General features: G+C 63.4%; 12 protein-coding genes. 11 read left to right on the forward strand and 1 reads right to left on the reverse strand.

All coding sequences use genetic code 11. The features are described 5' to 3' along the window. Window positions 1-222 precede the first annotated feature (222 nt). The 10 genes from GE027_RS05955 (at window position 223) to GE027_RS06000 (ending at window position 11,744) form a co-directional block, all read left to right on the forward strand. Window positions 223-630, forward strand: a complete 408-nt coding sequence (locus GE027_RS05955) for a response regulator (RefSeq protein WP_153556273.1) — start codon at window positions 223-225, stop codon at window positions 628-630. Continuing rightward, entirely contained in the window at window positions 627-1,172 is a 546-nt protein-coding gene (locus tag GE027_RS05960) for a chemotaxis protein CheW (RefSeq protein ID WP_153556274.1), read from the forward strand. The genes GE027_RS05955 and GE027_RS05960 overlap by 4 nt, the downstream gene beginning before the upstream one ends. A gap of 77 nt (window positions 1,173-1,249) precedes the next feature. After that, complete coding sequence (locus tag GE027_RS05965; RefSeq protein WP_153556275.1) at window positions 1,250-2,554, forward strand: methyl-accepting chemotaxis protein; 1,305 nt, start codon at window positions 1,250-1,252, stop codon at window positions 2,552-2,554. Beyond that, window positions 2,551-5,127 (forward strand): hybrid sensor histidine kinase/response regulator, encoded by a 2,577-nt coding sequence (locus GE027_RS05970; RefSeq protein WP_153556276.1) that lies wholly within the window; start codon window positions 2,551-2,553, stop codon window positions 5,125-5,127. The genes GE027_RS05965 and GE027_RS05970 overlap by 4 nt, the downstream gene beginning before the upstream one ends. Beyond that, window positions 5,124-6,758, forward strand: a complete 1,635-nt coding sequence (locus tag GE027_RS05975) for a response regulator (protein WP_153556277.1) — start codon at window positions 5,124-5,126, stop codon at window positions 6,756-6,758. The genes GE027_RS05970 and GE027_RS05975 overlap by 4 nt, the downstream gene beginning before the upstream one ends. Next, window positions 6,755-8,182 (forward strand): FHA domain-containing protein, encoded by a 1,428-nt coding sequence (locus GE027_RS05980; RefSeq protein WP_153556278.1) that lies wholly within the window; start codon window positions 6,755-6,757, stop codon window positions 8,180-8,182. The genes GE027_RS05975 and GE027_RS05980 overlap by 4 nt, the downstream gene beginning before the upstream one ends. 11 nt (window positions 8,183-8,193) lie before the next feature. Beyond that, on the forward strand, window positions 8,194-8,712 hold the full coding sequence (locus GE027_RS05985; protein ID WP_153556279.1) for a hypothetical protein: 519 nt from the start codon (window positions 8,194-8,196) through the stop codon (window positions 8,710-8,712). A gap of 108 nt (window positions 8,713-8,820) precedes the next feature. Next, window positions 8,821-9,822: a formylglycine-generating enzyme family protein gene (locus GE027_RS05990; RefSeq protein ID WP_153556280.1), complete on the forward strand. Its 1,002-nt coding sequence runs from the start codon at window positions 8,821-8,823 to the stop codon at window positions 9,820-9,822. A 221-nt stretch (window positions 9,823-10,043) separates the two neighbouring features. Beyond that, window positions 10,044-10,946 (forward strand): TRAFAC clade GTPase domain-containing protein, encoded by a 903-nt coding sequence (locus GE027_RS05995; RefSeq protein WP_153556281.1) that lies wholly within the window; start codon window positions 10,044-10,046, stop codon window positions 10,944-10,946. Between the two features lie 57 nt (window positions 10,947-11,003). Then, entirely contained in the window at window positions 11,004-11,744 is a 741-nt protein-coding gene (locus tag GE027_RS06000; protein WP_153556282.1) for a GAP1-N2 domain-containing protein, read from the forward strand. 17 nt (window positions 11,745-11,761) lie between these two features. Here the strand turns inward: GE027_RS06000 and GE027_RS06005 are convergent, their stop codons facing one another. Further along, a complete protein-coding gene (locus GE027_RS06005; RefSeq protein WP_153556283.1) occupies window positions 11,762-12,118 on the reverse strand; it encodes a YidH family protein in 357 nt (118 codons plus the stop codon). 467 nt (window positions 12,119-12,585) lie between these two features. Here GE027_RS06005 and GE027_RS06010 point away from each other — a divergent pair, with 467 nt between their 5' ends. Then, the gene (locus GE027_RS06010) at window positions 12,586-15,009 is read left to right on the forward strand and encodes a heavy metal translocating P-type ATPase (protein ID WP_237607325.1); all 2,424 of its coding nucleotides are present in this window, start codon (window positions 12,586-12,588) and stop codon (window positions 15,007-15,009) included. The last annotated feature ends 3 nt before the right edge of the window (window positions 15,010-15,012 follow it).

Raw genomic sequence — 15,012 nt, forward strand, 5'->3', positions numbered from 1 at the left:
CGTGCGGCCGACGGTGGTCCCACAATTCTTTACGCAAGTTGCTTGACTCGGCCCCTAGGTAACCCATATTTCAGCTGGACGCGCCGCTCGCGGCTCTTCTCACGGGGACGACGAACATCTTTTCTTACGCTGGGACCGAATCGCGGATTGGGTCACGGTGACACCCACCGTTTGATTGGTGTAGTGGAGTCGATCCATTGCCTCGATCGAGAGGAGCTTCTCATGGCATCTGCAACCATCCTGGTCGCCGACGATAGCGGCACGGTCCGGACGCTTGTCCGACGAGCTCTGGTCGCCGCCGGCTTTCAAGTCGTCACGGCCGACAACGGCGTAGCGGCCGTCGCCCAGTTTCGCCAGCATGCACCGGAGCTGGTAATCCTGGATATCCAGATGCCGGAAATGGACGGTTACGAAGCCTGTCAGCAGATTCTCGCGGCCAACCTCGGCCGGCGCCCGCTGCCGATTGTGTTTTTGACTCGCGATACGGCGCAGCACCTGGATGCACTCGGTAGTGAACTGGGCGCCTACCTGCCCAAACCTGTCTGCGAGCAGCAATTGGTCGAGACCGTTCGCGCCTTGCTCGGGTCGTTTCGTCCCGCCTCCGTAAGGCAACTGGAGAACGTTTCGTGAATGCGGCTACAAGCATCGCTGGCGTCGCTTCGGCCCGATCCGTTCCGCCGGCTGCCAAACACTGCGTCTTCTCAGCCGGAGGCAACTGGTATGCCATGCCGGCGACAGCGGTTCAGGAGATCACCGTGGCGCCGCCGCTGGTTGCGGTTCCGCAGTGCGCATCGGTGGTGATTGGCATGGGACATATTCGCAGCCAGTTTGTGCCGGTCCTGGCCATCGATGCACTCCTGTCGGCGGAGCCGCGACCGGTTACAGATCCCGAGAATCGAATCATCGTCCTGGACGTTCCACACACCTGGGGCATCCGAATCGCCGAAGCGCCCGGAATCGCTGCGCTGGAAACCCTGGCGATCGGCGGGGCCGCAGCCGAGGACCACTTGGCCGGTCTGGTTCTGGCGACGGCCATGTACGAGGACCGCATCGTGAACGTGCTGGACCCGACGACGTTGTACCGCCACGCCGAGACACTTTTGCGGCGTCACTGGTCGGCGGCATCCACGCCGCCAGCGGAATCAGCCATGTTGCAGGGAGCGATTAATTGAACACAAAAACTTTGTCCCTGCTGTGCTGTAGCCTCAGCCTGCTATCGGCATCGGTGGCCGTTGCTGGATCGGTTCTGATGAACGATCGCTGGGCAAACGCCTTGGTGGGAATGGCGGTCCTGGGCGCGAGCGTTCCGTGTTGGTTGTTGGCGATTCGCTTGCAGCGTGCGGCCGGTGCGCTGCGGGCTGTCGCAGACGCCGACGGCGAATACGCCCCGGCGCGAACCGGTATGAACGATTTCGACCAGCACACCCAACGGATCGCCGATGAATCGCGACGCTGGGAACAGATCGCAGCGGAGACCCGAAAACAAACCCACGAGATTCAAACCGTCCTGCAATTATTGGATCGTCGAGCGGGCGACGACTCGCCGCTGAGCCAACAGATGCGCGGCGTTCTGGCCGGTTTGGGACGCACGTTGCACAACCATCTTCAGTCGCTGGAACAACACGCCGACGAGGCGCAAGCAGCGATCGGACAGATCGCCGACACCACCGAGCGTCACGGGCACGCCGTGGTCAAAACCGGCACCTATGTCGAAAACCTGTCCGCAGCGGTTCAGACGATCGAACAGTCCGCAAACGAGCACTACGAGTCGATCGGCCGACGTGAAAGCTCCGCGGAGCACTGTCTGGAGATGACCGGCCGGCTGACCCAGGGGCTAACCCAAGCCGCCGGTGACGCCAAGGGCGGCGCACAAAAGCTGCGCGCACTGTGCGACCCCGTCCAGCAGATCAGCGGTTTGCTGGACACCATCACCGATGTCACCTCGCGCACCGAACTGTTGGCGCTGAACGCGTCGATCGAAGCGATCCGAGCCGGCGAGCACGGTCGCGGGTTCGCCATCGTCGCCGACGAAGTGCGCAAACTGGCCGAACGCTCCAGCAGCGCCGTCACCGAGATCACCAGCCTGATCGATACCATGCAGTTGATCACGGGCGAAGCCGGTGAGGGGCTCCGCCGCAATCAAGCACGCCTGCAAAGCCATGCCGAGTTGGCCGAACGCTTGGGCGCGGCTATCGAAACAGGACTTCGCGACGTTCAAACGGAACGTACCGACTGCGAACGCTTGAAGCAACACGCGGCCGGGCAACAGACCCTGCTGGAAGACGTCCTGCGGAAAGTCGAGGAGTTGTCACAGGTCGCCAAGTCCCAGCGGAACAATGCGGACCGGTTGGGGTGGACGCTGCGTACGCTGAGCAAACCGCCGGCGGAGCTGCAAGCGGCCAGCCAACGTTTTCTCGCCTGCGATCCTCGGCAGGAATTGATTCTGCCAGCCGACCCGGAACCGTCGTCTGGGGCGATTGATGTCGAACCGCCGGCGCGGGCCGGGGCGGTGGTTTCGAGTTCGGCCCCGATAGCCGTAGGAGCGCCTTCATGATCGACCCGAGCGAAGACGCATGGCAATCGGTGCAGTGGGACGACGACGACCCGACCGTCGGTGAAGGCTCTTTTGAGGGCCTGTGGGACGACGGCGACGCAACCGGTGACGACGTCCAAGCCCCCAGCGCGGAACAGATCCAAGCGATGCTGGGACAGTTGACGCCGCCCGTCCCGGATCATCCCACACCGCCGACCGCCGACGCACACCAGGTTCAACTCGCGCTGCAAAGTCTGGACACCGAACTGCGAACCGCATTCCTGGATGACGCCGCGTCTTGTCTTGCCACGATCGAGCAGGCGCTGCTGCAATTGGAGTCGGATCCGGGCGGCACCGCGCCGCAGCAACAGATCTGTCGGGAGTTGCACACGCTGAAGGGCGCCGCCGGCAGTGTGGGGCTGGAAGCTTTGGCCGACCAACTGCACCGCACCGAAGACACGCTCCGCGACCACCAACAGCAGGGAACCCCAGCGGATGTCGACAGTCTGCTGCAGCAGTTTGACGAAGTACGACGCAGTCTATGGCAGGATGCATCCCACCATGGCACGGATGCCGCCACACCCTCGCCCCACTGCCGCGCCGAACCTGCACCTCCGGCGGTACGACACCCGGAACCCGCCGATCCGACAGGCGAACCATCACCCAACCGCCGCGAAACGCCCAACCGCCACGAAACGCCCAGCGGCCGCGAAACGCCCAGCGGCCGCGAAACGCCCAGTCGTCAAAGCGTCCCGGGGGGCAGTGGCAGCGAAACGCCCTCCGGTGTGAACGAATCCGGCGAGTCAGTCGTGCGAGTGCAAACGTCCCAGTTGAACCGTCTGATGGACATGCTGGCCGAACTGGTCATGCTGCAAAACCGCCGGCAATCGCAAACCGCCGTGCTCCAGGAGGCGCATCGGAGCTTGGTGGGGTGTGTCTCCAAACTGCGGGTCCTGGGCGACCAGCACCGCTGCGACGCTGCCGCCGGGGCACTGCAGATGTCGGAAGTTGCCAGCGATGTGCTCGAGATCGCTCAGGCGATACAGCATTGCAGTCGACCGCTGGCCGAACAAAACAGTGCGATCACTCAGTTCATTGGCCAGTTCCGTCAGGAGCTGGTCGCCCTGCGTCGCTCGCCGATCGAAGGCTTGTTCCAGAGACTACAGCGCGTCGTTCGCGATGCGTCGCACAGCGAAAGCAAGAAGGTTCAACTGCGTCTGCTGGGTACGGAGGCCTGCGTCGAACGGTCGTTGCAGCAACGTCTGTACGAGCCGCTGCTGCACGTGGTGCGAAACGCGGTCTGTCACGGCATCGAATCGCCGGACCGGCGCACTGCGGCGGGTAAATCGGCGACCGGGACGATCACGTTGACCGCCACGGCCGGTCCCGACCTGTTTTCGATCGACGTCGAGGACGACGGCGGAGGGCTGGACTATGCGGCGATCCGTCGTCGAGCCACCGAGGCGGGCCTTCTCGCGGGCAATGCGAATCCCTCGCATCAGCAACTGGCCCAGTTGATCTTTCACCCCGGTTTCTCCACCCGCGACACCGCCGATCAGATGGCTGGCCGAGGCGTGGGCATGGATGTCGTGGCCGATACGTTGCGGCGGATGCGAGGCTGGTTAGAGATCGACTCGGTCGCCGGCCAAGGCACTTCGATTCGCCTCCGCTTTCCGTTGCCCTCGTTGATCCAGCACGTCATGGTCTTCCAGTCCAGCGGCCAACGGTTTGCGTTTCCCACCCATGCGGTTGGCGGAGCCGGCGAAACGACGACCGCGCAGCGAACGGCCAGCTCCATCGTTTTTTCCGGCTTGCTCGATTCCGGTTCCACCACGCCGAAACTGGCCGCCCAAACGATCCGGCTGAACCGCAGCCCTGCGGCGCACAGCGACGTCCGCGAGGCGGGGGAAGTGCCCGCAGACGGAGTCAATGTATTGGTCGATCAGGTCGTCGGTCCTGAGGAAGTCGTGGTTCGCCCGCTGCCGCCCCTGCTGCAGACGCATCCGTTCTGCGTGGGAGCCACCCTGTCCGGCCAGGGCGAGGTGATGCTGTTGGTCGACCCACACCGCTTGCCAAAAACCGCGACGGGTTCGCCGGTGCCGGACCGCAACCACGGCCGCGACACCGTCAGTCCAGCCGGCAGCACTGCGCTCGGCTCGATCGCCCGTCACCGAGAGCGCACGATTCTGGTCGTCGACGATTCGCAAAGCGCTCGACGGTGCACCGTTCGTGCGCTGCGAGACTACGGCTGGGACATTCTCGAGGCGTCCGACGGCGAAGAAGCGTTGGCGCTGCTACGGACCACTTCGGTGGCCGCGGTTTTCACAGATATGGAAATGCCTCGTGTCGACGGGCTGGCACTGTTGTCAGCCGTTGCGGCGATGGACCGCCACCGCGGCACCCCAGTCGTGGTGATCAGCAGCCGGCAGGACGCTGCCATCTGCGCCGAAGCCCGACGCCGAGGGGCGGCGGCGTACCTGCCCAAACCCTTGCGCGCCGAAGACCTGCACGCCACCGTTCAGTCGCTCTCGCAAGAGAATCGCCTGGCGCCCCCCCAACCTCTCAATCCGAAACCCGCTGGAGTGACCGTATGAGCGAAAAGACCATTCTTGTCATCGACGACAGCTCGACGATTCGCAAGCTTGTCGATACGCACCTCAGTCCGGCCGGCTACCATGTCGTCCTGGCGGCCAATGCCGAGGAGGGCCTGGAGATCGCCAAAGAGATTCTGCCCGATCTGATCCTGTTGGATCATCAACTGCCCGGGACCACCGGATACGAGGTCTGTCGCCAGTTGGTCGATACGCCCGAGCTGTGTCAGGTGCCGGTGGTCGTCAGTTCCACTCTGCGTAAAAAGGCGTATGCCGAGTACGTGGAGATGGACAACGTGGTCGACATGTTGCCCAAACCTTACACCGAGGAACTGCTTCGCACGACGGTCGGTAACGCCCTGGATACGGCCGCGATGATCGTAACCTCCCAGGCCGCAGGCACGGCGGTTCCGGAGGTCATCCATCAGACGGGCGAAGCGGCACTGTCCGGATCGTTGGCCTGCTTTGGCATTCGGGAGCTGTTGGATTTTCTCAATAACGGTCAGAAAACCGGCACGCTGGAAGTGGAAGCGGACCGGGTGCGATTGCGGTTTCATCTCGGTCGGGGACGCATTCAAGCGGTCTACGCAACGGGTTTGAGCAGCGAACAAATCGAGGCGATCGCCGGCCAGTTGCCCGCGTCCCTGGCCACGCTCGCGCCCGTCCTGAAGATGACCATTGGCGGACGAAGCTGCGCCGAGGTGGACGGCTTTGTTCAATTACTAGATCAAAAGGTTTTGGATCCGCGGCTGATGAGCAAGCTGCTGCGGTTCCAAGCCGCCATGTTGGTCCGCCTGGCGTTCTCCAAAAAACTGGACGCCTTCCGCTTTGAAACGACTCCCAGCACCAATACCCTTCATCAGAACCTACCGCTGGAAATCAGCTTGTTGGCGCTATTGGTCGAGGGTGAACTGATCGCCGGCAACGTCCAGGAGACGGCGACCGAGGATCGACGTTACGCCCGTGTCGCGATCCGCGGCCAGAACCTGGATCGTTCGGGACTGGGCGCGCGACATCTGAAACTGCTGCAGTCACTGGCCGAGCCGCGCAGCGTCGATGAACTGGTCGCCGCCTTGGGCTGGCAACGGGAAGAGGTCACACAAGTCCTGCAGGCTTTTGTCCAGGCTGATCTGGTTCAGCCGCAATCGGCGAGCAGTGGCACGCCATTCGTCGTGTTCGAACCGGACGCTGCCCGGGCTCGGACGCTGCGTGCGTCGCTGGACAAAGCCGATTCGACGCACCGCGGCAAAGTCGTACGCGACCGCTTGGCGCTGCAACTGGTCTTCAAACGCAATCCGCCGAGACACCTGGTGTTCGCCGCGGATGTTCCCGAAGTCTGCCAACTGATGCATCAGATGGCCGAGCGACACCCCGAAGCCTTCGCCCGCATCACGCGTATCGCGATGATCGAAGACCCGCGGCAGATGTCGGACGACCTGTGGCAACAACGTTTGGGCTTCGTTCCCGACATCGTGCTACCGCAGCCCTGCACAGCAACGGACCTGCTGGAAGCCGTGCAAACCACCAAACCCCCTCAACAGGCTCCAGCCCAACAGCCGCCAGCCCAGCAGGTGTCAGTCCAACAGGCTCCAGCGCAACAGGCGCCAGCCGCACTGGTAGGAGGGAAAGCATGAGTTCGATTCCGCACACGGCTCCGCTGGATTCACAGTCCGCCGCAGCCCTTCAGCTCTTCGCTACCGGGCCGGCCGGTGAACAACGTTCGGTCGCCTTGCAGCCGAACACGGGCGTCTTTATCGGCGCGTCCCATCAATGTGGTCTTCGCCTGCGCGGCCCGGAGATCGCCGAGATCCACTGCCGTATCACGTATCAGGACGGCTGCCTGACGGTTCAAGAATGGATGCATGCCTGCGGAACTCGCGTCAATGGCCAAACGGTCGATGGCGAACACGTCCTGGAGGCCGACGACTGTCTGGAGGTGGGGCCCTATCGCATCACCGTCAACCGCAGCGTGCAGACGCCAACCGAGGCACGTCCGAGCCCGGGCGACGCCGGACCGGCCGCCGCAGCGGCCGAAGCCACTGCGGACGAAGCAGCCCCCGAGGAGAACCTCGCCGACCTCACGCCGGACAGTCTCACGCCGGACTTGGATCTGGACATCTCGATGCTCGACTCGGAATTCGACGCCATGGCCTCCGACGAGGACGAGATGTTCGATCGCGAGACCGTGGATCTGTTGCGAGCCGAAGTTGCGCACCTGCAAGCCGCCCTGGCGGCCCAGGAGGCACAGCATCGCCCCCATCCGCAGCCCGGCGACCGCGATCACTCGGACGCCGAAGCGGCTTGGGACGCAGAGCATTCGTTTTCCAGCGACCCACTATCAAACGAGTCGTCCGCGGAGCGGGACGAGCCCGACGCATGCCTGCGGCGCATGGAAGAATTGATCGACGAGGCGAACCGCAGTGACGAACGCGTCGCCATTCTGGAAGAGATGTTGCAAGCGGCCGAGTTGGCCAATCGATTCGAGCAGGAGGAACGGGCGCAGCTGGAAGCCTGGGTGGGCGACATCGAGAAACGCGTCGGCCAACGAGAACAGGAACACCTGGCCGAAACCGAATCGTTGAAAGCGCGGCTGCAGACGGGCGAACAGCAGGTGCACCAGTTGCAGCGAAAACTGCACCGCGTCGCCACCGAAGGCGGCGCCGCCGCAGCCGATACCCATACCTTGGAAGAACTGCAGGCCACGAACCAACAATTGCAGCTCCAAGTTCTGGCGTTGGAAAAACAAAACGCCGAACTGAACCGGAAACTGGCCAGTGCATCGACCACCGAAGACACCCGGCTGCGCGAGGAGCGGGCCGAATTGGCCAAGCAGCATGCCGAACTGTCTCGGCTCCGCTTCGAGGTCTCCAGCAAACTGGCCGACTTCGAAAGCCTGCCCAAAACGCAAACCGGTGCCGACAAGGAAGCCGCAACACGCATCCATGCCCTCCGCGAGCATCTTCGCGAGATCCACCAGCAGGAATCGGCGGCGGACTCGGTCCGTCGCGAAGCCTCCTTGTCCGGCCGCTTGTCCCGTCTCTGGAATCGCTTGCAGTAGGGTCCGTCCCAGTGAACTCTCCTTCCGAAACAGACGCCTCTGGCCACTCGCCGGATCCCCACTGTCCCCACTGTGGCGGTGGCGATGAAGCCAGTCATGCCCTGCAGACGCAGTACGCTCGGCTGCAGGCAGAGGCCGAGCAGCTTTCCAGAGGCTGGCTGGAACTGGAGAAGCAACAGCGGGAACTGTTGCAGGAGCGAGCCAAACTGCCACAGGCCGGCGAGGGCCACTCGCGGCCGGCGCGGACCGTGGCTGCGGAAACGGCCGGTGCCGAGTCCCTCGCGGCGAACGCGAATCCCGCAGCACCAACACCGTACCCGGCGCAAAACGAGGCGACTCCGCCAGCGGGGACGGCGGAGCCCGTCGATAGGCCGGCAACCACCCCCGCGGCCGAGTCGCCAGCGGCGGCACCGGAGCGATTGAGCGAGCGCGTCTTTGCCCCCTGCCAAGCCCCCAGGACAGCCGATCCTCCGCCCCGGTTGCGGTCCCTGTTCGGTCTGAGGCCGCGATCATCGCCGCTGCGTCCTTGACGCTTGTTGCGTTCGAAGTCTTCCGCCCGCATCCGATGCTGCCGACCAAACCAAACCAAACCAAGAAAAACCCTAGATCGATCTCACCCATTTCGGGAGTCAGCTTCCTTGTCGCTCGCAACTTTAATCGCCAACGCCGTGGGTTCGCGGCGGGCCACCGCCGAATCGGTCTCGTCGCCGAACGGTACCGAGCCGGACCTATCGGCCGCGCCGCCGGACAGCCGTCGTTTGATTCGCGACGGGCGGTATTGCCAGGTGCTGGCTCATCCAGAGAGCGTGGTCTTCGACGAGGTCTCGACCCGTTGTGCTTGGCAGATGCTCGAACACAAGATGGCATTTGTACCGGCCGGCCGTGTGGTGTTGGATTGCCCGTGGGTCTCCTGCCACGATGGAGTGTTCACGATCGAGTCGGTTCAGGGCGAAGCGATATCCGTGGCCGAGATGTACCTGGATCGACACTGCGTCACCAATGCCCAGTACGCCCGCTTTGTCGACGACGGCGGCTACCAAGACCCTCAGTACTGGCCGGCCGAGATGCTGCCGCTGCTGTTGCGCTTCGTCGACACAACCGACCACCAGGGGCCACGCTTCTGGATCGATGGGCGGCCGCCGCAGGATCTTTTAAATCACCCGGTCGTCGGCATCTGCTGGCACGAAGCGAACGCCTACGCCCGCTGGGCCGGTAAACGATTGCCCTCCGCGCTGCAGTGGCAGCACGCGGCCAGCTGGTTCGATCAAAGCGATCCGGCCGACAGTTGCCGCTACCCCTGGGGGCACGCCTTCGAACCGCAGCGTGCGAATCTCTGGTCCAGCGGCCAGCGGCAAACCGTTGCCGTCGACGCGTTCGCCGACGGCGACACCCCCAACGGGATCGCTCAATTGATCGGCAATGTCTGGGAATGGACCGATACGGAACTGACCTTCGAAGCCGACGCGCAGACCAGCGTCCGCGGCAACGAAACCCTGGCCGAAGTGCGCGGCGGCGCGTTCGACACGTACTTTGCCTCTCAGGCCACCTGCCGGTTCCGCAGCGGACACCCGATGACCTACCGAGCGGCGAACGTCGGTTTTCGCTGCTGCCTGGAGTCCGCCGCCCTGCCAGTGGCATAGGCTTCCAGCCTGTGAATAGTAGCGCGGCTGTCTCAGCCGTGACCGACCAACCTCTCGGCTGGGACAGCCGAGTTACTTTGTGGCATAGGCTTCCAGCCTGTGGATAGTAGCACGGCTGTCTCAGCCGTGAACGACCAACCTCTCGGCTGGGACAGCCGAGCTACTTTGTGGCATAGGCCACCGTTAGATCCTTTCAATACTCGTTCGTTGCTCAAGTCACCATGATCACCACGCCCGAACAGCTTGCCGGCGGTTGTCCGCCGATCACCGTCTACTGTGCCTGCTGCGACCAGCGTTTGGCCGACGATCACAGCTATTGTTCACGATGTCTGACCCCTGCAAGTTTGTCGCGAACGGTCGCCTCGCGGAGCGGCGACAAATCGTTTTTATCGGTCCTGGGGGCCAGCGGAGCCGGCAAGACGGTCTATCTGGGACTGCTGCTAGACATTTTGAGTAATGCCCAGGAATCCTTTCGCGGGACGACGACCAGCCCGTTCACGATTGCTCTGCAGGAACAGGTGGTCAACGCGCTGGAACATCGTCGGTATCCCGAAAAGACACCGGCCGAAGCCGAGACCTGGAAATGGGTGCATTGCCAATTGACCCATCAGCAAAAGTCCTCGCGTCGCTACCTCGATCTGATCTCGCCCGACTTGGCGGGCGAAGCCATCGCGATGGAGATCGAGCACCCGGGGACCTATCCCGCCGTCCGCCACACGGTATTGAAATCCGCCGGTGTGATGTTGTTGTGCGATTCGCTGCGCGTACGTGACGCCGGCTCCAGCGAAGACCTGTTCGCCCTGAAGTTGGCTTCCTACATCGCCGAAACCCATGCCTTTGGCGCCGGCAAACAATCCTCGGCCCCGCCGCCTGCATTGGCCGTGGTATTTACAAAAAGCGACGCGTGTCCCGAAGCCACCGAAGCCCCCGAGCGTTTCGCTGCCAACAACACGCCGCGCTTGGCTGAGTTCTGCAAACGGACCTTCGACAAGCATGCCTTCTTTGCCGCCAGCGTTGCGGGCAACTCCGGGACGATGCTGGACGACCGCGGACGTCGCGAGGGATTTCCGCTGCACATCCAGCCGCAAGGAGTCATCGAACCGCTGCGTTGGCTGGTCGCGTAGGTTTTGTCTGTAAGAACGCGTTGTTTGCATCCGCGTTGTCCGCCTCTGGGCTGAGTTATGCCAGGTATCGAAGTCGAACAAGCGATCTACGCGTCGTCCTGCCGCCCGGGCATCCGAGGGTATCAACTGGTCGCCAAGTCGGCGGGAATCGATCCGCGTGTGGCGACGGAGCTGTGTCGCTGGGCGCCGACCCGCTTGCCCGGCTCGGCCGCTAACCGCGACTCGATCAATTATTTCCCCATCGATCGCCAGCGGGTGGCGATCAGCCGCACGATGTGCGGCGGACCGGAGTACAGCAGTCGCGGCGGGGAAGACATCGTCACGCGATTCCTGGTGCTTCGCACGCCCCAGTTCCGAGCCTATGGGGCAATGGCAACGGCCGTGGCGCGAACCGCGCTGGCGCTGGGCGGATTGACCTTGCGTCCGGTTCGCAGCGACGGCCGGTTGTCCCGCTTTTCGCTACCCGGCTCGCCGCTGCGATGGCGCGGCGACTGCCCACCGATGTCAGCACCGTTGGTCGAACGGCTCACCGGGCTGTTGCATCGTGGCCACCGCGTCGCTTTGATCGGTCTGGATGATCCCCTGGCCGGACTGGACAAATTGCTCGCTCGTTTCTCGCCTGCCCAGCGACAATCCCTCGCTTTCTCGACCGGCTTACAGCCCACCTACAGCCGACCGTTTGCCATCCACTGCCTGCAGGATGCCAACGCGAGAACCATCCAGGTCGCCGAAGCGGAAGGATTAACCTGTATCGACGTATCCCGCTCGCAGCTTTCCTCGGAAGGACAAACGGTCTAGCGAGACGACAACGCCGCTCAGTTGGGTAACAACGCCAGAAAGGCCAACACGGTGGCCGCGATCAACAGCACGCTGAACACGCTCAGCATCCACAGCGGCACCGCTCGGCCGTGGGCTCCCGACCAGTGCTTGCGGCCGCGCCGATAGCCGGCGAAACCGAACGCGAAGGCCAGTCCGCCCACGGCGATCAGCACCACGCCCAGGGCTTTCATCGCCCAGGACGCTTCCGCCTGAGGCAGCAGTTTGACGATCCCCAACCCGGTGGCCATCGAGGTCAGCCCCGTGCGTACCCAGGCGCTGAAGGTCCGTTCCTCGGCCATCAGCGTCCGGTCGTTCGCGCTGTCGTGTTCGGATTGGTCGGGATCTTGGTTCATCGCTGGTCATTCAAAAGGGTTGGTCGGCGCCGACGCTTTTGTCCGTTCACGATAGTCCTCGATATACGCTCGGTCGGTTTTTCAATCGTAATGGTGACCTCGTAGGCAACCAGCTGATCCGGCGAGATGGCGTAGCGCAATTCGTCGGCGTTCAGAAGCGAAGGGCAGGCCAAACCGAAGAACGCTACCGCCAGGCAAACGGCCCCCGGGAGAAGCGTCCGCCGGCCAACAAAGGAGTGCACTCGCCCAGTCTGCGTGAATATCGGCGTCGTATTCATTGAGTTGGCCTGCGGATACGAAATGGTTTGCCTGCGGACGGATGACTTCCGATTTGCGGGGTCGAGAAGCGGTCCATTGTAACGAGCACCGCTACCGCTCGCTGTACAATGGAGTTGGCACAATACTTGCATACCGGTAGAGGGTATTCTTGCAGCTGCCTTTCTGTCCGGATGCCTTTCGAGAGATTCATGGCTACTTCTGAAAACCCTTCCTTCGACCTGCCAACCGCTCAGCCGAAGGCCACCGATCCGGTTTGCGGCATGACTGTCGAAGTGGCGGGCAGCCTGTCCAGCGAGCACGAGGGACAGAGCTACTACTTCTGCTGTGCAGGATGCCAGAAAAAGTTCGAGGCGGACCCCGCGGGCGTGCTGGCCAAAGCCGCCCAGCGCGAAGCCGCGAAAGCGGCGGACAGCGGGGCCGAAAGCGGTGGTTGCTGCAGCGGCCATTCGGCGTCCAGAGCGGGAGATCATCCGGCGGATCCCGATGCGATCTACACCTGCCCGATGCACCCCGAAATCGAGCAGGTGGGGCCCGGCGATTGCCCGATCTGCGGCATGGACTTGGAGCCGAAGTTCGTCGATATGGCGGACCACGGTGATGATCCTCAGTACACCGACATGAAGCGGCGGTTCTGGATCGGTGCGGTCCTTTCGTTACCGCTGTTGGTCGTGGCCATGGGGCCGATGATCGGCTTGTCGGTCGCCGATTGGCTCTCGCCCGCGGCCTTTGGCTGGACGCAGCTGCTGCTGGCCACGCCGGTTGTCTTTTACTGCGGCCTGCCGTTGTTGGTGCGGGGCGCGAAGAGCTTTCGCAGCATGAATCTGAATATGTTTTCGCTGATCGCCGTGGGCACCCTGGCGGCCTATGCCTTCAGCGTGTTCGTGGTGCTGTTTCCCGACTGGATTCCCCGGGCCTTCTACGAAGACGGTGTCGCGCCGTTGTACTTCGAGGCCGCGGCGGTAATCGTAACGCTGGTCCTGCTGGGACAGGTCCTGGAGCTGCGAGCACGTCAACAGACCGGCGGAGCGATCCGCGAGCTGATGCAGTTGACGCCCGACGTGGCGCACCGCATCGAGCCCGATGGCCAGGAACAGGAGGTCGCCTTGGATGCGGTCCAGGTCGGCGATTCACTGCGCGTGCGTCCCGGCGAGAAAGTTCCGGTCGACGGTCGTGTGAAAAGCGGCAGCAGCAGCATCGACGAATCCATGCTGACCGGCGAACCCGTTCCCGTCACCAAATCCGAAGGCGACGCCGTGACCGGCGGGACGTTGAATCAGACCGGTTCGTTGGTGATCGAAGCGACCGGCGTCGGCAACGAAACCGTGCTCAGCCGGATCGTCCAGATGGTCGCCGACGCCCAACGCAGCCAAGCTCCGATTCAAAAACTGGTCGATGTGGTCGCACAGTACTTTGTACCGGCGGTCATTGTGACCGCGATTCTAGCCTTCATCGGTTGGTCTCTGTTCGGGCCGGAGCCGCGACTGGCGCATGCTTTCGTGGCGGCTGTGGCGGTGCTGATCATCGCCTGCCCGTGCGCTCTGGGCCTGGCCACGCCGATGTCGGTGATGGTCGGAGTGGGCCGCGGCGCCAAGGAGGGCGTGCTGATCAAGAACGCGGAAGTGCTGGAAGTGATGGAAAACGTCGATACGGTCGTCGTCGATAAAACGGGCACACTGACGGAGGGCCGGCCCGAAGTGACCGCCGTGGAAGCCTTGGGCCAGCACAGCCAAGCCGACGTGATGGCCTGGGCGGCGGCGGTCGAGAAACACAGCGAACATCCGCTGGCCCGCGCGGTGGTTCGGTACCACGAATCGACCTCGACAGACGACGTCGCCACATTCGACGCGGAAGCGTTCGACAGCATCACCGGAGGCGGCGTTCGCGGCCGCGTGCAGGGTCGCGAGCTCCTGATCGGTAAAGCTGGCCTCCTGGAGGAACACGAAATCCCCGTCCCCGGCGACGCGACCGAGCGTGCCGGCGAGCACCAAAGCGACGGAGCGACGGCCGTGTTTGTGGCGGTCGATGGCAAACTGGCCGCGATGATCGCGATCAGTGACCCCATCAAAGCCTCGACACCCAGCGCTGTGCAGACCCTGCATGGGTTGGGACTGGAAGTGGTGATGTTGACCGGCGACGCCGAACCCACGGCCCGCGCGGTGGCCCGCCAATTGAACATCGATCGCTTCGAAGCCGGCGTCACGCCGGAACAGAAACATCAATTCGTTCGGGACCTGAAGGACCAGGGCAAAGTGGTGGCCATGGCCGGTGACGGCATCAATGACGCACCGGCATTGGCCGAAGCGAACGTGGGGATCGCAATGGGCACCGGCACCGGTGTCGCGATGGAATCGGCCGGCGTGACCCTGGTGGGAGGCGACCTGCGCGGTGTGGCCGGCTCGGTCAAACTGTCCCGCAAAACCATGCGAAACATTCGCCAAAACCTGTTCTTCGCCTTCGTCTACAACGCGCTGGGCGTGCCGATCGCAGCCGGTTTGCTGTACCCCGTCTTCGGTTGGCTGCTCAGCCCGATGTTGGCCGCCGCCGCGATGAGCTTCAGCAGCGTGTCGGTCATCGGCAACGCCCTCCGCCTGCGTGGGGCCGACCTAAAGTAACGC

The sequence above is a fragment of the Roseimaritima sediminicola genome (genome assembly GCF_009618275.1).
Taxonomy (GTDB): domain Bacteria; phylum Planctomycetota; class Planctomycetia; order Pirellulales; family Pirellulaceae; genus Roseimaritima; species Roseimaritima sediminicola.